This is a genomic window from Actinoplanes sp. L3-i22 (genome assembly GCF_019704555.1).
GTDB lineage: Bacteria > Actinomycetota > Actinomycetes > Mycobacteriales > Micromonosporaceae > Actinoplanes.
This window is the reverse complement of sequence record NZ_AP024745.1, coordinates 9005084-9022368: the sequence shown is the minus strand read 5'-3', so window position 1 is coordinate 9022368 and position 17285 is coordinate 9005084. Positions and strand designations below refer to the sequence as shown.

Genomic DNA, 17285 nt, shown 5'->3' with positions numbered 1-17285 from the left:
CCTCAGCGGAAGGGGAGGGCGGGGCGCTTCTCGCGGGTGGGGACGGCGGCGGTGGGGTTCTTGCGCGGGGCCAGGTCGCCCTCCAGGCCGACCTCGTAGAGGGCGGCGTGCGTGCGGGACTGCTTCGCGTAGCGCATCGCCGCCTCGGCCCGCTGGAACAGCTCGGTCGGGGTGGCCGCGTGGACCGGGTAGACCGCGCAGCCGACCGCCGCGTTGATGCGCACCTGGAAGCCGTCCAGGTCGGCCGGGCCCTGGACCGCGTCGAGCAGCCGGCGGGCGGCCTCCAGACCGCCGCGCGCCGAGCCGACCTGGGGGAGCAGCACCGCGAACTCGTCGTCGCCGATCCGGGCGACCAGGTCGGTGTCGCGGACCGCGCCGAGCAGCCGGGCCGCCACCGATTGCAGCAGCAGGTCGCCGGTCCGCCGGCCGAGGGTGTCGTTGACGTCGGTGAGGTCGTCCAGGTCGAGCACGACCAGGCCGGCCGGCTCCTGGTCGGAGTCGGCGACCGGCAGGGTCCGCTCGACCCGGGCCATCATCGCGGCCCGGTTCGGCAGGCCGGTCAGCCCGTCGATCGGCGGGACGACCTCGGCCGGCTCCTCGTCCGAGGCGGGGAACAGCAGGTAGGCGCAGGCGGCCACGAGCAGCAGGTCGGCGGCGAGCACCCCGCCGATCGCCCACCGGTCGGTGATCCCGAGGCCGGCCAGGCCGGCGAGCGCGCACACACCCAGCGCGAGACCGAGCACCACGGCCCGGGCCAACGCCTTCCCTCGTACCTCTCCGCCGGTCATGCCGCCCAGATCGGCGGCCGCCGGCGACGGTTGAGGAAAACTATCCGCAGTGCGTGAACTCGCTGTCGAAGGTCAGCGCGCCCACCGAGCCACCCCACTTGACGCAGGTGTTCAGCGCGATCGCCTCGACCGGCCCGGAGTAGTACTGCGTCTGGCCGGCGTCGGTCACCCGGTCCTTGCCCTGCACCTGCAGGTACGCCGAGGCGGCCGCCTTCTTGGCGAGCCCGGCGGTGCGCAGCGTGACCACGCAGTTCGACCCGTCGGCCGCGCGGTAGAGCAGGTAGACCCGGCCCTTGGTGACGCCCGCGTCGGACTTCAGGTTCTTCTGGTCGACCACCTCGTAGTCGTCGCCGCAGACCTGGGCCGGGGTGAACTTGTTGGTCTCCTCGGTCTCGTCCGGCGCCGGCGCGCTGGTCTCGTCCTCGTTCGGCAGCTCCGTGTCCCCGGTCGGCTCGGTCGCGGGCCGTTTGGTGGGAGTCGGGCTCTTCCGGCCGCCCTTGTGCGACGGGCTGGTCAGCGGGCCGGGCTGCTGGGGGCCTTCCGCGGCGGCGGCCGGGCCGGGCTTGTCGGTCCCGTTCGAGACGACCGCCCACAGCACGCCGGCGCCGATCAGGACCAGGCCGACGGCGCTCGCGACCAGCGCCAGGTTGCGCTTCCTGGGGGGCTCCTCGATCGGCTCGGCCCGCTGGGCCCCGGTGTTCCAGCCGGTGTCGGCGCGCTGCGCCCCGGTGTTCCAGCCGGTGTCGGCACGCTGGGCGCCGGTCGACCAGTCGTCCGCGGGCGGCTGCGGGACGGCGGCGGCTCCGGACCAGGGACGGTTGGGCGGGGGCGGGGTGGCGCCATACGGGGCGGGCTGCGCCCGTACCGTCGAGGTGCCCCAATTGCCGGGCGGAGCCGGCGGCGCGGCCGGAGCCCGGAGTGCGTTGCGGGCCGCGTCGGCCAGCGCGGCGCCACTCGGGAAACGCTGGGCCGGGTCCTTGGCCAGCGCCCGCAGGACGACCTGGGCCACCCCGCGCGGCACGTCCGGCGGCAGCACCGGCAACGGCCCGTGCACCAGCTGGCCGAGCACGACGAGCTGGTTGTCGCCGACGTAGGGCGGGCGCCCGGTCAGGCAGGCGTAGGCGACCGCGCCCAGCGCGTAGACATCGGTGGCGGCCGTGACCGGCTTGCCCTCGGCCTGCTCCGGCGCCATGTAGCTGACCGAACCCAGCACCACGTTGGTGCTGGTGATCCCGGTGATCCCGACCGACCGGGCGATGCCGAAGTCGACCAGCACGAGCGCGCCACCCGGCCGGACCAGCAGGTTTCCCGGCTTCACGTCGCGGTGGATGATGCCCGACTGGTGCGCGGTGTGCAGCGCCTCGGCCATCCCGGCCACGATCGACATCGTCTCGGCCGGGTTCAGCCGCCCGGCCTGCTGGATCTTCGCGGACAGCGAGGTGCCCTCGATGAACTCCATCACCAGGTAGTCGAAGCGGTCGTTGCCGACCACCGCGTCCGCGCCGTAGTCGTAGACCTGCACGATCCCGGGGTGCCGCAGCTGGGCCAGCATCCGCGCCTCGGAACGGAAGCGGGTGATGAACTCGCGGTCATTCATCAACGCCGGGAGCAGCACTTTCACCGCAATGTCGCGCTGCAGCATCAGGTCGCGGCCACGCCACACCTCGCCCATCCCACCGGCCGCGATGGAATGGGTCAGCTGATAGCGGCCGTTGAGCACGATTCCGGGAGCGAGCACCGGGCCATGTTAATCGGCCAACCCCAAAATCAAACCCTTGCGGGGGTACGGCGTGAGTCTCCCGACCACGCGGCGCCACGGACTGATCATGGGGCCAAAGTTGCCCTCCGACAAATACGAAATGGTACGAATGTCGTGTATCAGCCGAGACGACCCCCTCTGGATGACTTTATGAAACTCGGAGCATTGACGGCGGTCGCGCTCGGTCTCGCCGCCGTGGCGATGTGCGGCGCCACGCCCGCGCCGGCCGACGAGAGCAAGTCCTCGGACAAGAGCGCGACCTACTGCCGGCTCCGGGTGCACGGCGGGATCCTGGCGAAGTACGTGGCGCTCGGCGAGGACAAGGGCCGGCTGGGCTGCCCGCTCGGCATCGAGCAGTCGGCGCACGGCGGTGGCCGGATGCAGCAGTTCGACGGGGGCTCGATCTACTGGTCGAAGGCGACCGGGGCGCATGTCGTCGGCGGGCGGATCCTCGACCTGTGGCAGGGCAATCGGGGTGAGGCCGGGTGCATCGGCTACCCGGTCGACGAGGAGTCGGACACGCCCGATCGCAAGGGCCGCTACCAGCACTTCCAGCACGGGACGATCTGGCGCTGGAACGACGGCCGGGTCAGCGCGGTCTGCTGATCTTTGTCGGCCGCTTCAGGCGTTGCCTCAGCTGTTGACGATGCGGAAGACCGGGAAGCCGGGGGCGGCTGCCTCGATGTCGGCCTGCGGGGAGTCGGCCTTGAGCCCGTCGAAGAACGCGCCCGTCTCCCACGCCCACTTGCGCAGGTAGAGCCGGATCAGCTCGGGCTTCTCGGGGTCCGCGACCTCGACCGGCACGAAGTGCTGCGCGCGCCGCCCGAGCCGCAGCTCGCCCTCGCCGGCGGCCCGCAGGTTGCGCACCCACTGGGTGTGCCCGCGCGGCGCCAGCAGGTACTGCTCGCCCTGGTAGGTGAACAGGTTGACGATCGTGGTGCGGACCTCGCCGCTCTTGCGCCCGCGGACGGCCAGCACGCGGCTGCCCATCAGGCTGATGCCGCGGGCGGTGAGCCACTTGGCGGCGTCGTTGAAGACGTTGACCGCGCGCTTGGGAGCCAGGTATCGCATGTCGTCCTCCGATGTTGAGGAGAGCACTGCTCTCGCCTGATAACAGTGAACACCGGACAGCCGCTCTCCGTCAAGAGCAGTGCTCTCGCAAATCGATGAGGCTTGACGGCTGTTACCCGGTCGAGTAAAAATTTACTCATGCGAGTAAACGAGACGGTGGCGACGAGCGCGCGGCGGGCTCAGATCGTCACGGCCGCGATCGACACCATCGCGGAGCTGGGCTATGGCAACGCGTCGTTCGCCCGGATCGCCAAGCGCGCCGGGATCAGCAGCACCCGGCTGATCTCCTACCACTTCGACGACAAGGCCGACCTGGTGCGGGCGGTCGTCGCCGCGGTGCTGACCGAGGCGGGCGAGCAGATGGGCAAGCGGCTGCGGGCGGCCGACGGGCGGGTCGAGCTGCTCACGGCGTACATCGAAGCGAATCTCCAATTCATCGCCGAGCACCCGACCGCGATCCGGGCGGTCATCGAGATCGCCGCGGCCGCCCGCACCGAGGACGGCACCCCGCTGGTCCGCCCCACCGACGTCGACGACCCGGTCGCCCGGCTGGCCACGATGTTCCGCGAGGGGCAGGCGGCGGGCGAGTTCCGCTCCTTCGACCCGGTCGTCATGGCCGTCACGCTGCGCTCGGCGATCGACGCCGCGGCGAACACCCCCGACCTGGACCCGCACGCCTACGCGGCCGAGCTCGTCGAGCTCTTCACCCGCGCCACCCGGAAGGACCCGGCATGACCATGGCCGTCGCCCGACGATCCCCGTCCCGGTTCGCGCTCCTCGTCCCGATGATCATCGACTTCGGGCTGCCGCTCGTCGTCTTCTACGGCCTGCGCGCGGCCGGCGTCGACCAGTGGTGGTCGCTGCTGCTCTCCGCGGTGGTGCCGGCCGGCGTGGTGATCGTCCGGTTCGCGCACTCCCGCCGGGTCGACTACCTGGCGCTCTTCGTGCTCTCCGCGGTCGCGCTCAGCGTGGGCGTCTCGGCGCTGACCGGGGACCCGCGCACCATGCTGATCCGGGATGCCTGGGGTGGGCTGCTCGGCGGCCTGATCGGCATCTGGCTGCTCGCCTCGGTGTGGATCGGCCGGCCCGCGCTGATGTACCTGATCCGCGCGTTCGTGCTGACCAAGGTCGGTCCGGACGGGCTGCGGGCCTGGGAGGGCAAGTGGGACACCGACCCGCGGTTCCGGCACGGCCTGCGGGTGATCACCTTCGTCTGGGGTTGCGCCAGCGTGGTCAACGTGGTCGTCACGCTGCTCGCGGCGTACCTGTTGCCGCTCGACCTGGCGCCGGCCGTGCTGAACGTCAGCTGGCCGGTGATCCTCGCCCCGACTCTGATCTTCCACCTCTACTACACCCGGAAGGCGGACCTGCGGGCATGAGCGGCTATGGCGCTCACCGAGAGGGCGGGGCTGCGGCATGACCGGCTATGACGTGATCGTGGCGGGCGCCGGGCCGACCGGGCTGATGCTCGCCGGGGAGCTCGCGCTCGGCGGCGCCCGGGTGCTCGTCCTGGAGGCGCTGACCGCGCGCAGCGGACAGTCCAAGGCGCTCAACCTGCAGCCCCGCTCGGCAGAGGTGCTCGCCTCGCGGGGACTGCTCGACGACATCCTGGCCGAGGCGCCGGTGCTGCTGCCGCGCGGGCACTTCGCCGGGATCCCGCTGGACTATGCAGAATTGGACACGCCGTACCCGTACCAGATCGGGATCCCGCAGGCCCGGGTGGAGGAGCGGCTGGCTCGGTGGGCGGTGTCGCTCGGGGCCGAGATCCGGTACGGGACACCCCTGAGCGGGTTCACCCAGGACGCGGCGGGCGTGACGGCCGGCGGGGAGCGGGCGGGGTTCCTGGTGGGCTGCGACGGGGCGCGTAGTGCCGTACGAAAGCAATCGGGTGTTGCCTTTCCTGGTCGGGACGCACGGGTGTGTGCGCTGGTCGCGGACGTCACGCTGGCCGGCGGCGGGCCGTCCGGGTGGGAGCTGCCGGCCCCGGAGGGTGACGGGATGCTGACCGTGCTGCCGCTCGGGGACGGGGTCTACCGGATGCTCGCGGCCGGGCCGGCGCAGATGGCGGCCGGGCGCGACGACCCGATCCCGGACCGGGAACTCGCCGAGGCGCTGGCCCGTGACGGCTTGGTCCTCGGGGCCGTGCGGTGGGCGAGCCGCTTCACCGACACCACCCGGCAGGCTGAGCACTATCGGTCAGGACGGGTGTTCCTCGCCGGGGACGCGGCGCACGTCCACTCGCCGGCCGGTGGGCAGGGGCTCAATCTCGGGCTGCAGGACGCGTTCAACCTGGGGTGGAAGCTGGCCGAGGTGATCCGGGGCGAGGCCGGCGACGAACTGCTCGACACCTATCACGCGGAGCGGCATCCGGTCGCCGCGCGCGTCCTGCAGTCGTCGCGGGCACAGGGCGTGCTGTTCGTGCCGGACGAGGACGTGGCCGCGCTGCGTGCGGTGTTCGCGGAGATGGTCGACGGGCGGGCGCTGGCCGCGCGGGTGGCCGGGCTCGACCACGGCGACCGGATTCCCGGCCTCGACCATCGCCTGCTGCGGCACGGACGCCGCCGGGTGATCGACGGCGTCCACGTCCGCCCGGACGGCTTCCGTTCTTTCTAAGCTGTCGCTCCTTCTAAGCTGTCGCTCCTTCTAAGCTGTCGCTCCTTCTAAGCTGCCGCGAACTGCGTGTCGTAGAGCTCCTGGTAGCGGCCGCCCACCGAGAGCAGCTCGGCATGGGTGCCCCGCTCCACCACCCGTCCCTCCTCGATCACCAGGATCTGGTCGGCGGCCCGGACCGTGGACAACCGGTGCGCGATCACCACCGCGGTCCGGCCGGCCAGCGCCTCCCCGAGCGCCGCCTGCACGGCCTGCTCGGACGTCGAGTCGAGATGCGCGGTCGCCTCGTCCAGGACGACCACCCGCGGCCGGGCCAGCAGCAGCCGGGCGATGGTGAGCCGCTGCCGCTCCCCGCCGGAGAGCCGGTAGCCGCGCTCGCCGACCACCGTGTCCAGCCCGTCCGGCAGCGACGCCACCAGGTCGGCGATGTGCGCCCGGCGCAGCACCGCCCAGATCTCCTCCTCGGTCGCCTCCGGCTGGGCGAGCAGCAGATTCGCCCGGACCGACTCGTGGAACAGGTGCCCGTCCTGGGTGACCAGGCCGAGCGTGGCGCGCAGCGAGGCCGCGGTCAGATCACGGACGTCCACCCCGGCCAGCCGCACCGTCCCCGCGCCCGCGTCGTAGAGCCGCGGCAGCAGACTCGCCATCGTCGACTTCCCCGCGCCGGACGACCCGACGAGCGCGATCATCTGCCCCGGCTCGGCCTTGAACGACACGCCGTGCAGGACCTCCTCCCCACCCCGCGTGTCCAGCGTCGCGACCTCCTCGAGTGAGGCCAGCGACACCTTGTCCGCCGCCGGATACGCGAACCGCACCGCGTCGAACTCCACCGACACCGGCCCGTCCGGCACCGTCCGCGCGTCCGGGCTCTCCTCGATCAGCGGCTTCAGGTCCAGCACCTCGAACACCCGCTCGAAGCTGACCAGCGCACTCATCACCTCGACCCGGGCGCTGGCCAGCGACGTCAGCGGCGCGTAGAGCCGGGTCAGCAGGATCGCCAGCGCCACCACGTTGCCCGGGTCGAGCGTGCCGCGCAGCGCGTAGTACCCGCCCAGCCCGTAGACCAGGGCGATCGCCAGCCCGGACACCGACACCAGCGCGGTCAGGAAGATCGACTGCGTCATCGCGGTCCGCACCCCGATGTCCCGCACCCGCCGCGCCCGCGCCGCGAACTCGGCCGACTCGGCGTCCGGCCGCCCGTACAGCTTCACCAGCGTCGCCCCCGGCGCCGAGAACCGCTCGGTCATCTGCGTGTTCATCGCCGCGTTGTGCTCCGCCGCCTCCCGCTCCAGCTTGGCGAGCCGCCCGCCCATCCGCCGCGCCGGCCACACGAAGATCGGCAGCAGCACCAGCGCCAGCAGGGTGATCTGCCAGCTGATGCCGATCATCACGATCAGCGTCAGGATCAGCGTCACCAGGTTCCCCGCCACGCCCGACAGGGTGTCGCTGAACGCCCGCTGCGCCCCGATCACGTCGTTGTTGAGCCGGCTGACCAGCGCCCCGGTCCGCGTCCGGGTGAAGAAGGCGACAGGCATCCGCTGCACGTGATCGAAGACCGCGGTCCGCAGATCGAGGATCAGCCCCTCGCCGATCCGCGACGAGAACCACCGCTGCACCAGCCCCAGCGCGGACTCCCCGAGCGACACCACCGCGATCGCCACGGCGAGCCAGACGACGAGACTGGTGTCCGCCCCGTCCACGATCCCGTCGACGACCCGCCCGGCAAGCACCGGACTGGCCACCGTCAACACCGCGGTCACGATGCTGATCAGCAGAAACCCGGTCAGCGCCGATCTGTGCGGCTGGGCGAACACCGCTATACGTCTGAGAGTTGCCAGCGAGAACGGTCGCTTGTCGTTCTGCTGGTGCATCGCGTGATACATCGAATTCCAGGCGGCCATCTCCATGCTCATGCCGGCACCGTGCCACTTCATCCTCGGTTGAGGTCAAGTCGATTAATCCCACCAACAAAGATCAAATTCCGCGCTGCGCGTCCTCCCTTCAAGATCAAATTCTTCATTGCCCGTGTCCGCCGGGGTACAGATCGTCGCTCCCGCGGGGACCCTTCCGGGCTTCGCAAGGGCGCGGGGCGCCCAAAACGCAAAGCCCTACAGGGCGACGTCCGACACCACTCACGGTCCAACCCAACCCAAACCAACCCAAACCCCACGCACACCTCCCACCACCGCACTCACCCCGAGCCGTTCCACCCCACCCGCGCCGCGTCGCACCCGCGCCGCGTCGCACCCGCGCCGCGTCGCACCCGCGCCGCGTCGCACCCGCGCCGCGTCGCACCCGCGCCGCACCCGCGCCGCGCTGCGCCTTGCCGTGCCGCGCGCTGTGGCGTCGAGGGGCCCACCTCGCCTCGCGGCGCCCGGTCCGGCCCCGAGCTTCCACGGGCCGCCTCGCCTCGGGCCGCCTCGCCTCGCGCTGGCATTCGCTGCTCGCGCCGCCACACCACGCCACGCGCCGCACTGCGCCGTCTTGCGCAGCCTCGACCCGCGCTGTGCCGGCCCGCATCGCGGATGCCGTTGCTTCGTCGCGCCGTCCCGCACCGGAGGCCAGTCCTCGAAGTGGCGGAGGGTGCTGGCCTCGCCCTCGATTAGATCGCGTTTTCATGATCATTTGCGGTTATCCACACTGGCCGGTTATCCACAGGCCGCCCGCGGGATCTTGCCCATTTCCGGGAGAATGGTCGGTGGCGGTCAGCCCCCTGGTGGGCGGGGTCTGTGGGGGCGATTCCGGCGCAGTTTGGACGAGGCGAGAGCCGGCGAAACCGGAGCTTCCCGAGGCTGCGGGCCAAGGCCCGAGGCCCGGGCCTGCTTGGAAATGCCACGGCCGCGGCCGAAGCAGCGCGACTGCGGCCGAAGCGGTGTAGCGGCTGAAGCGGCGTGGCAGGTGAAGCGGCGTTGCGGCGGCGGAACCGGCGTGGCAGCGGCCGAACCGGCCCGCCGGCAGCCCAACCGGCCCGGCGAGTAAAGCGCCGCAGCTAAAACCGTCGCAGCTAAAACCGCCGCAGCGCCGGCTCACCCGCGAGCTGCGGGGTAACCAGCATGGACTTGGCACTCTGAGCCAGCGCCGCCGCCGAGTTAGCCGGAAACCGCAACGGATCCACCCCCGGCATCAACGGCCACCCACAGCTCGCCCGGCTGACCCGACCCAGCCGAGCCGGCCCAGGATGCCGGATCGCATCCATACCGAGCAGCCAGGCAGCATTGTCATACGCCATCCCGAAGTGCTCAACAGTCTCCAGCGGGCACAGCTCCTGAACGGCAAGGTTGCTGACGTTCGGCGCACCCGGCAGCGCCGACAACCGGTACGGCAGAATGATCTCGTCATACCGCGTATAGAGCTGCGTGTAACTGACCCCCGGCCACGTCTCCGGCCCCTCGTTCAGCGCGTCCAGGAATCGTGACCCGGCCCGCTGCTGCCAGTACGCCGCCGAGCAGACCGTCTGCGCCGCACACTGCACGACGAACTCCTGGGTCCCATGGTTCGACGCGGCGAGCGAGACATAGTCGTCGATCATGTGACGGGTGTCCGGGTAGTACTTCATCGCCCAGCGCCCGATCATCCCGCCCTGACTGTGCCCGACCAGGTCGATCTTCGTACCGGAAGCATGGTGCAGATACCGGATCGCCCGCACCACATGTTCCGCGGCGATCTGGATGTCGCCGTTGCCGCTGTCGGGCAGGTCGACGTCGCAGTGCGCCCGGCCCTCGGCGTCGAACGCGCGATCCCAGTTCCAGGAGAAGTTCGCCCGCGAGTTGGACGTGGTGCCGTGGATCAGCAGAACCGGCGTCCGCCCGGCGCGGGCGCTCACCGCCGGATTCCCGGTGCACCACAGCCCCGGCTCCGCGGAAGCAGCCCTGACCGGCACGGCCGCAAGCGATGCGGACGCCGATGATGCGGAAACCGACGGCACGGACGGCACCGACGCGGGCACCGCCAACATCGCGACAGACAACAAGATCGGGAGGCTCACGTCGTCCGAAACGATCCAGCTACGACCTCGGTTGCCGGACCGGCGCGAGGAACAACGCAAACGCCGCCGCCCCGAGCGCGATTCCGGTAAGGATCACTCCAATGTGATGAAAACCGGTCACCGGATCAGTCGTCCGAGAAAACGCCGCATACGTGGTCGCGAGCAGGCTCACCCCGAGCGCCCCACCCAGCCGCTGCGCGATGTTGAACACCGTGGTCCCGTCCGCCAGCTGCCCGTCGTCGAGCGGGCCGAGCATCGCGAACAGCAACGGCGTGATCCCGAACCCGATCGCCACGGCCCGCCCGGAGAGGATCACCGCGGTCACCCACAGCGGCGTGTCCGCGTGCAGGAGCAGCAGCCCGGCACTCGTCGCGGCGAGCACCACGAACCCGGCGGTGACCAGCGTCCGTACCGAGATCCGGGTGGCCAGCCGTTGCCCCAGCGCGGTGCCGACGCCGGTGATCAGACCTTGCGGGAGCAGCGCCAGACCGGTGGCCAGCGTGGAATGTCCCTGCACGGCCTGGGTGAAGACCGGCAGCAGGAAGACCGCCGCGTAGGCCACCACGGACGACACCACGCTGAGCCCGAGCGCGAGCCGGGACTGCCCGTGGCGCAGCAGCGCGAGGTCGACGGCGGGTTGCGCGCGCCGCCGCGCCCACCGCAGATAGCCGCCGAGCAGCGCCAGCCCACCCCCGATTGTGCCGATCACTATCGGACTGTTCCAGCTGGCGATCGGGGCGCGACTGACCCCGTACAGCGCGAGGGTCAAACCTGCCGCGAGCAGCGCGAGACCGATCGGATCGAAGCGGGCCGCCGGATCCCCGGGCGGCGCGGCGTCGGCCGGGACGCGCCGCAGGGCGAGCAGCCCGATCAGGCCGACCGGCACGTTGACCAGGAAGATCCAGGGCCAGCCACCGGCCGCGACGAGCACGCCGCCGAGCGTCGGCCCGAGCGCCGGGGCGAGAAAGAACAGCAGGCCGGTTGCGATCGGGATGCGCCGCGCGGCGCCCTGCCGGCCCAGCAGCAGGGTCATCGCGAGCGGCACGAGCGGTGCGCCGAGCAGACCCTGGGCCACGCGGCAGGCGATCAGAATCGGAACGCTGGGGGCTGCGGCGCAGGCCGCTGACGCGGCGACAAAACCAATCAAGGCGATTTGGTACGTCGTGAGCGCACCGAACCGCCGAGCCAGGTAGGCGGACGCCGCCAGCCCGGCCGCGAGCGCCAGCAGATAGCCGCTGACCACCCACTGCACCCCGTCCAGCCCGGTGTGCAGCTCCCGTGCGATGTCCGCGACGGCGACGTTGACGATGCTGGAGTCCACCATGGTCAGCACCGGGCCGATCATCAGCCCGAGTTGGGCGGGGCCGCTCAGACGCTGTGCAGTCTCGGTCACGCGGATCTCCGTTTCAACTCGTCGAGCCAGGCGCGCTCGCGCTCGGTGCGGGCGATCAGCTCGGTGGCGACCAGGCTGCCCCAGTCCCGGTTGTGCCGGCTGCCCTCGGCGCGCGCGGCCTGCCGGGTCAGATGGTCGAGCGCGGTGGCCAGCGCCCGGTCGCGCGCGTCCAGCACGGCGGCCCGCTCGTCCGGCGTGAGCTCTTCGAACAGGCCGAGCCGGGTGAGGAACTCGGGCTCGTCGCCGGCCAGCTCCGGCGGCAGCTCGGCGATCATGTCGTGCAGCAGCTCCAGGCCGACCGCGGTGATCTCGTAGACGTGCCGTGGCGGCCGCCCGGTCTGCTGCTCGGCGGTCCTGGTCACCGCGCCGGCCGCCTCGAACCGGCGCAGCGCGGGATAGAGCGTGTTGTTGTTCAGCGCCACTGCCGTGGTCTCGGAGACCTTGCGCTTGAGCTCGTAGCCGTGGATCGGCGCGCCCCGCAGGTGAACGAGGATCAGGATGTCGAGGAACATAGTCCACTCTAACCTAGGTTACGCTGGACGAAGCAAGTCAATCCATGCTCCGGCCCCGGGTGGGGCCGGCCCCGGTGGGGACAACCCCACCCCATTGGGAGGCCTGCCTGGTGTCGGCGAGCGGCCCGGCAGCCGTAACTTCTCCGTATCGCCGAACGAACGGGGGAGGGCAGTGCGGTGCTGACACGAATACCGGGCCGGATCGGGGCCGGGCTCTATCGATCGCTGACGCTGGCCGCGCTGACCTGCGTGCTGCCGCTCGTCGCGGTGGCCGTCGGGTGGGGCGGGGCGCTGTTCGCCGGGACGTGGAGCCCGGGGCCGGGTGCGCCGCTGATCGGCCGGATCGCGGTCGGGGTCGGCCAGACCGTCGCGGTCCTGCTCTGGCTCGCCGGGGCACTGTGGATGACGCACGCGCTGACCAGCCGGCCCCTGGCCCAGGCCGCGCGGCGCCGAGCGAGCCGCTGGCTCGGCCTCGACCTGGCCGTCGACTATCGAGGGCCGTCCCCGGTCACCCGGATGGCGACCGGGTTCTGGTGGGACGGGGTGGAGTACCACAAGTCCGAACGGGAGGCGCGCCGCCGGGCCCGGATGAACGCCCGCTTCCACGACCCGCAGGTCAAGTGGGACGGATTGTGGGCGGTCGTGGCGGGCGTGACCGTGTTCCCGGTGACGGCGCTGCCCCTGGCCGGGCTGGTCGCCGGGCTCGGGTCGGTGCTCTACGGCCGTACCGTGATCGGGATCTTGATCTTGCTGGCCGCCCTGGCGGTCGCGCCGCTCGCCTGGCTGATCTTCCAGCCGGTCGCGGAGCGTTTCCTCGGGCCGAACGCGGGGACCCGCCTCGGCCGGCGCGTGCGGGAGCTGGAGACGATCCAGGCCGACCTGACCGAGACGCAGGCCGCCGAGTTGGAGCGCATCGAGCGCGGCCTGCACGACGGCGCGCAGGCCCGGCTGGTCGCGATGGGCATGTCCATGCAGGCCGCCGAGCGGATGGTCGACGCCGACCCGGAAGCGGCGAAGGTGATCCTCGCCGACGCCCGCGCCTCGTCGAAGGCCGCCCTGGAGGAGCTGCGGTCGCTGGTCCGCGGCATCAACCCGCCGGTCCTGGTCGAGCGCGGCCTGGTCGACGCGGTCCGGGCCCTCGCGCTGGATGTCCCGGTCGAGGTCGAGGTGCACGCCGCGGTCCCGGCCCGCCCGGAGCGGCCGCTGGAGTCCGCGATCTACTTCGCCGTCGCCGAGCTGCTGGCGAACGTGGCCAAGCACGCCCACGCGAGCCACGTGACGGTCGACCTGGAATACGGTGAGGAGACCCTGGTCGCGCGGGTGACCGACGACGGCGTCGGCGGCATCTCCCCGGCCTCGCCCGGCTCCGGGCTGGCCGGGATCCGGCGCCGGGTGGCCGCGTTCGGCGGCCGGCTGGAGATCCGGAGTCCCGAGGGCGGGCCCACGCGCGCTACGGTGTCGGTGCCATGCGTGTTGTGATCGCCGAAGACCTGTTCCTGCTCCGTGACGGGCTGGTCCGCCTCCTCCAGGCCTACGGCCACGAGGTGGTCGCCGCCGTCGACAGTGGTCCGGCCGCCCTCGAGGCCCTGCTCGGCGAGCGTCCCGACGTCGCGATCCTGGACGTCCGGCTGCCTCCGACCTTCTCCGACGAGGGGCTCCAGGCGGCGCTGGCCGCCCGCCGGGAGATCCCCGGCCTGCCGGTGCTGATCCTGTCCCAGCACGTCGAGCAGCTCTACGCCCGCGAGCTGCTCGCCGACGAGCACGGCGGCGTGGGGTACCAGCTCAAGGAGCGGGTCATCGACGCCGACGACTTCATGGACTCGCTGACCCGGGTCGCCAACGGCGGCACCGCGCTCGACCCGGCGGTCGTCGCCAAGCTCCTGGGCCGCCCGCGCCGCGCCGACCCGCTCGACGCCCTCACCGAGCGGGAACGCCAGGTCCTCGCGCTGATGGCCGAGGGCATCTCCAACACCGCGATCGCGGCCCGGCTGTTCCTCAGCGAGGGCGCGATCAGCAAATACACCACGACGATCTTCGCCAAGCTGAACCTGCACCCCGACGACGACACCAACCGTCGCGTCCGGGCCGTGCTCACCTACCTGGGCGCGGTGACCTCCCATGACGACGCCTGACGCCGCTCACCGCCGCGGCACCGAGGCGATGCGCCGGCCTCAATGGCGTCCCGCCTGCCCTGGGCGCGGTGACTTCCCATGACGGCGCCTGACGCCGCTCACCGCCGCGGCGCCGAGGCTATGCGCCGGCTTCGGTGGCGTTCCGTCGGCCCTGAGTGCGGTGACCTCCGGTGACGACGGCTGATGCCGGTCGCCGGCTTGGTGCCGAGGCGATGCGCCGGCTTCGGCAGCGGTCTGTCTGCGACGTCGCGACGGGGCTCAGCGACGCCGAGTTCGATCGGGTCGAGGCGGAGTTCGGGTTCGTGTTCGCGCCGGACCACCGGGCGTTCCTGGCCGCCGGGCTGCCGGTCAACACCCGCCCCGAGCCGGCGATCCCGGGCGTGATCTCCGCCCATCAGGAGCCGTGGCCGGACTGGCGAAACGGCAAGCCCGCCAAGCTCCGCGAGGCGCTCGCCTGGCCGGTCGAGGGCGTGCTCTTCGACGTCAAGAGCAACGGCTACTGGCACGACGACTGGGGTCCGCGCCCGAAGTCCAAGTCCGAAGCGGGGCGGACCGCGAAGGCCCGGCTCGCCGAGGTCCCGGCGCTGGTGCCGGTCTACGGGCATCGCTACCTGCCGGCCGGGCCCGGGCACGCCGGTCACCCGGTGCTCTCGGTCTGGCAGACCGACATCATCTACTACGGCCTGGACCTCGCCGACTGGATCGGCCACGAGTTCGGATCCGCGACCTGGGGCGACACCGAGCCCGAAGCCACCGTCCCGTTCTGGCGCGACCTGCTCTGACTCGCCGCCCCGACCGCAGCGCATGGCGCAGAGCCGCCGAGGTGTCGCCGCGCGTCGCGGTGCCGCCGAGATGCCGCAATACGTGCGGTGGGCGGCCCGGGCCGGGGGCGGAGAGGGCGACTGCGGGGAGGCGACTGCGGGGAGGCGACTGCGGGGAGGCGACTGCGGGGAGGCGACTGCGGGGAGGCGGGGAGGCGGGGAGGGTTAAGACGGAGGTGGGAGAGGTGGGGCCGGGGCGAGTGAAAGCGTGACCACCGCACCGCCCGGGCCGCCGCTGAGCTGGAATGACGCCGCGATCTGGCGGGCGATGTCCAGCCCCAGCCCGGTCGAGTCGCCGCCCGAGGCACCGCGCTCGGCCGCGGCCGCCGGAAAGCCCGGCCCCTCGTCCGCGACGGTCAGGATCGCGCCGCCCCCCGGCTGCCCGGCCAGCGTGACCGAGAACGGCGTCTCGTCCGGCGTGTGCGCGAACACGTTCCCGAGCAGCGCGTCCAGCGCCGCCGCCAGATCGTCGGCGGCCACCGCGACCGGCAGTGGCCGGTCCGGCAGGGACTGGGTCACCACCCGCCCGGTGTCCTCGGCGAGGACCCGCCAGAACGCCACCCGATCGGTCACCACCGCGGTCGCGTCGCACCCCGCGGACGGCGCGGTGACGTCGCGCCGGGCCTGCTGGATGACCGCGGTGACCGCGCGGGCCACCCCGTCGGCCGCCGACGCCACCCGCACCGCCTCGTCCGGGTCCCGCAGCGACTCGGCCTCCAGGCGTAGCGCGGTCAGCGGCGTGCGCAGCCGGTGCGACAGGTCGGCGACCCGTTCCCGTTCCGCGGCGAGCAGGTCCTGGATGCGCCCGGCGAGGTGGTTGAGCGCCCCGGCCACCTCGCGCAGTTCCGGCGGCCCGGCGGGGGCGGCCCGGGCGGTCAGCTCGGCCCCGGCCAGCCGGTGGGAGACCTCGCTGAGCTGGGTGATCGGGGCGGTGATCGTGCGGGCCAGCCGGTCCGCGACGAGCAGGCCGAGCAGGAGCAGTGCGGCGCCGAGCCCGGCCAGGGTGAGCCAGGACCGGGACACGCCGCGGGCCAGTTCGGCGTCGGTGACCTCGGCGCGCACGACGCTTGTCCCGGTGGCGCCGACGACCGGGACGACCAGTTCCCGTCCGGCGCCGGTGGCCACGGTCAGGGCCTGGCCGCCGGCCGCGGCCAGCCGGACCGCGGGGGTCGCGGTGGCCGGTGCGCCGACCTGGCTGCCGTCCGGGAGAAAGACCGTCACCGGTACGGCGGTGGCCGTCACCGCCAGCCCCAGCGCCCCCACGTCACCCCCGGCGAGCGGCACGATCGCCTGGATCACCGCGTTCGCCCGGTTCAGCGCCTGGTCGTGGGCGACCTGCCGGAGCAGCAGCGCGATCGGCACCAGGAACGCCAGCAGGACGAGCACCGTGGTCGCCGCGACCAGCAGGGTCAGTCGCGCCCTCACGCCGGCTCGCTCAGCTTGACCCCGACCCCGCGCACGGTGTGCAGGTAGCGCGGCTCCTGCGCGGTCTCCCCGAGCTTGCGCCGCAGCCAGGACAGGTGCACGTCGACGGTCTTGTCCGCGCCGCCGTACGGCACCTGCCACACCTCGCTGAGCAGCTCCCGCTTGGTGACCACCTGCCCGGCCCGCTGCGCGAGGTGGTGCAGCAGGTCGAACTCGCGCGGGGTGAGGTCGACCGCGGCGCCGTCCAGGGTCACCTCCCGCGCGCCGAGGTCGATCCGCAGCCCGCCGACGACCAGCGCCGGGTCGGCGCCACCGTCCGACGACGGGCCACGCCGCAGCACCGCCCGGATCCGCGCGTCGAGCTGCGCGGCGGTGAACGGCTTCACCACGTAGTCGTCGGCGCCCGCGTCCAGGAGCCGGACCATCTCGGTCTCCTCGTCCCGGGCGGTCGCGATGATCACCGGGATCCGGCTGACCGCCCGCAGCATCCGCAGCAGTTCCCGTCCGTCCAGGTCGGGCAGGCCGAGGTCCAGGACGATCAGATCCGGTCGCTCGGCGAGCGCGGTCTGCAGGCCGTCCATCGCGGCCGGCGACGCGGCCACCGCGTGCCCGCGGTCGCGCAGGGCACGCAGCAGGGTGTTCCGGATAGCCGGATCGTCCTCGATCAGCAGGAGTCTCGCCACGGCTGCACGGTAACCGCTCGTCCCGGGCGTCCGGGGCGTTCTTAACCGTCCCTTATCCGTGTCCCGGGGGCGGCTTAGCGAAGCCGGGCGCATAGTGGCCCGGTGA

Annotated in this window: 16 protein-coding genes; 7 read left to right on the top strand and 9 right to left on the bottom strand. The window is 72.3% G+C overall.

Going from position 1 to position 17285, the window contains the following annotated elements:
• Positions 1-2: 2 nt before the first annotated feature.
• Entirely contained in the window at positions 3-788 is a 786-nt protein-coding gene (locus L3i22_RS40545) for a GGDEF domain-containing protein (protein WP_221322738.1), read from the bottom strand.
• A 40-nt stretch (positions 789-828) separates the two neighbouring features.
• Entirely contained in the window at positions 829-2526 is a 1698-nt protein-coding gene (locus tag L3i22_RS54465; protein WP_304523440.1) for a serine/threonine-protein kinase, read from the bottom strand.
• Between the two features lie 171 nt (positions 2527-2697).
• On the opposite strand from L3i22_RS54465, the gene L3i22_RS40535 reads away from it, so the two are divergent.
• Positions 2698-3153: an LGFP repeat-containing protein gene (locus tag L3i22_RS40535; protein WP_221322737.1), complete on the top strand. Its 456-nt coding sequence runs from the start codon at positions 2698-2700 to the stop codon at positions 3151-3153.
• 27 nt (positions 3154-3180) lie between these two features.
• Here L3i22_RS40535 and L3i22_RS40530 read toward each other — a convergent pair whose 3' ends face one another.
• Positions 3181-3618, bottom strand: a complete 438-nt coding sequence (locus tag L3i22_RS40530; protein WP_221322736.1) for a nitroreductase family deazaflavin-dependent oxidoreductase — start codon at positions 3616-3618, stop codon at positions 3181-3183.
• Positions 3619-3756: 138 nt separating this feature from the next.
• Between L3i22_RS40530 and L3i22_RS40525 the strand changes: the two genes are divergently transcribed.
• The 3 genes from L3i22_RS40525 to L3i22_RS40515 are packed head-to-tail and all read left to right on the top strand — an operon-like array spanning position 3757 to position 6231.
• Positions 3757-4353, top strand: a complete 597-nt coding sequence (locus tag L3i22_RS40525; RefSeq protein ID WP_221322735.1) for a TetR/AcrR family transcriptional regulator — start codon at positions 3757-3759, stop codon at positions 4351-4353.
• On the top strand, positions 4350-4997 hold the full coding sequence (locus L3i22_RS40520; protein ID WP_221322734.1) for a VC0807 family protein: 648 nt from the start codon (positions 4350-4352) through the stop codon (positions 4995-4997). Before L3i22_RS40525 ends, L3i22_RS40520 begins: the two co-directional genes overlap by 4 nt.
• A 37-nt stretch (positions 4998-5034) precedes the next feature.
• Positions 5035-6231, top strand: coding sequence for an FAD-dependent monooxygenase (locus tag L3i22_RS40515; RefSeq protein ID WP_221322733.1), 1197 nt, complete (start codon positions 5035-5037; stop codon positions 6229-6231).
• A 47-nt stretch (positions 6232-6278) separates the two neighbouring features.
• Here the strand turns inward: L3i22_RS40515 and L3i22_RS40510 are convergent, their stop codons facing one another.
• The 4 genes from L3i22_RS40510 to L3i22_RS40495 form a co-directional block, all read right to left on the bottom strand.
• Entirely contained in the window at positions 6279-8141 is a 1863-nt protein-coding gene (locus L3i22_RS40510) for an ABC transporter ATP-binding protein (RefSeq protein ID WP_221322732.1), read from the bottom strand.
• A gap of 1091 nt (positions 8142-9232) precedes the next feature.
• Positions 9233-10051 carry a triacylglycerol lipase gene (locus L3i22_RS40505; RefSeq protein WP_255657540.1) on the bottom strand — a complete coding sequence of 273 codons (819 nt, stop codon included), beginning with the start codon at positions 10049-10051 and terminating at the stop codon, positions 9233-9235.
• 181 nt (positions 10052-10232) lie between these two features.
• Positions 10233-11606, bottom strand: a complete 1374-nt coding sequence (locus L3i22_RS40500) for a DHA2 family efflux MFS transporter permease subunit (RefSeq protein WP_255657539.1) — start codon at positions 11604-11606, stop codon at positions 10233-10235.
• On the bottom strand, positions 11603-12118 hold the full coding sequence (locus tag L3i22_RS40495) for a PadR family transcriptional regulator (RefSeq protein ID WP_221322730.1): 516 nt from the start codon (positions 12116-12118) through the stop codon (positions 11603-11605). Before L3i22_RS40495 ends, L3i22_RS40500 begins: the two co-directional genes overlap by 4 nt.
• A gap of 177 nt (positions 12119-12295) precedes the next feature.
• On the opposite strand from L3i22_RS40495, the gene L3i22_RS40490 reads away from it, so the two are divergent.
• The 3 genes from L3i22_RS40490 (at position 12296) to L3i22_RS40480 (ending at position 15032) form a co-directional block, all read left to right on the top strand.
• The gene (locus tag L3i22_RS40490; RefSeq protein WP_255657538.1) at positions 12296-13597 is read left to right on the top strand and encodes a sensor histidine kinase; all 1302 of its coding nucleotides are present in this window, start codon (positions 12296-12298) and stop codon (positions 13595-13597) included.
• Positions 13585-14250, top strand: coding sequence for a response regulator transcription factor (locus L3i22_RS40485; protein ID WP_221322729.1), 666 nt, complete (start codon positions 13585-13587; stop codon positions 14248-14250). Before L3i22_RS40490 ends, L3i22_RS40485 begins: the two co-directional genes overlap by 13 nt.
• Before the next feature lie 212 nt (positions 14251-14462).
• Entirely contained in the window at positions 14463-15032 is a 570-nt protein-coding gene (locus L3i22_RS40480) for a hypothetical protein (RefSeq protein ID WP_221330390.1), read from the top strand.
• 204 nt (positions 15033-15236) lie between these two features.
• On the opposite strand, the gene L3i22_RS40475 is transcribed toward L3i22_RS40480, so the two are convergent.
• A complete protein-coding gene (locus L3i22_RS40475) occupies positions 15237-16496 on the bottom strand; it encodes a HAMP domain-containing sensor histidine kinase (protein WP_221322728.1) in 1260 nt (419 codons plus the stop codon).
• Entirely contained in the window at positions 16493-17179 is a 687-nt protein-coding gene (locus tag L3i22_RS40470) for a response regulator transcription factor (RefSeq protein WP_221322727.1), read from the bottom strand. The genes L3i22_RS40475 and L3i22_RS40470 overlap by 4 nt, the downstream gene beginning before the upstream one ends.
• Positions 17180-17285: the final 106 nt, after the last annotated feature.

Excerpts from the sequence above, each read along its gene's own strand:
- L3i22_RS40480 (WP_221330390.1), top strand. The coding sequence starts at position 14,463 with ATGCGCCGGCTTCGGCAGCGGTCTGTCTGCGACGTCGCGACGGGGCTC.
- L3i22_RS40510 (WP_221322732.1), bottom strand. The coding sequence starts at position 8,141 with ATGAGCATGGAGATGGCCGCCTGGAATTCGATGTATCACGCGATGCAC.
- L3i22_RS40485 (WP_221322729.1), top strand. The coding sequence starts at position 13,585 with ATGCGTGTTGTGATCGCCGAAGACCTGTTCCTGCTCCGTGACGGGCTG.
- L3i22_RS40525 (WP_221322735.1), top strand. The coding sequence starts at position 3,757 with ATGCGAGTAAACGAGACGGTGGCGACGAGCGCGCGGCGGGCTCAGATC.
- L3i22_RS40545 (WP_221322738.1), bottom strand. The coding sequence starts at position 788 with ATGACCGGCGGAGAGGTACGAGGGAAGGCGTTGGCCCGGGCCGTGGTG.
- L3i22_RS40520 (WP_221322734.1), top strand. The coding sequence starts at position 4,350 with ATGACCATGGCCGTCGCCCGACGATCCCCGTCCCGGTTCGCGCTCCTC.
- L3i22_RS40535 (WP_221322737.1), top strand. The coding sequence starts at position 2,698 with ATGAAACTCGGAGCATTGACGGCGGTCGCGCTCGGTCTCGCCGCCGTG.
- L3i22_RS40495 (WP_221322730.1), bottom strand. The coding sequence starts at position 12,118 with ATGTTCCTCGACATCCTGATCCTCGTTCACCTGCGGGGCGCGCCGATC.
- L3i22_RS40530 (WP_221322736.1), bottom strand. The coding sequence starts at position 3,618 with ATGCGATACCTGGCTCCCAAGCGCGCGGTCAACGTCTTCAACGACGCC.
- L3i22_RS40515 (WP_221322733.1), top strand. The coding sequence starts at position 5,035 with ATGACCGGCTATGACGTGATCGTGGCGGGCGCCGGGCCGACCGGGCTG.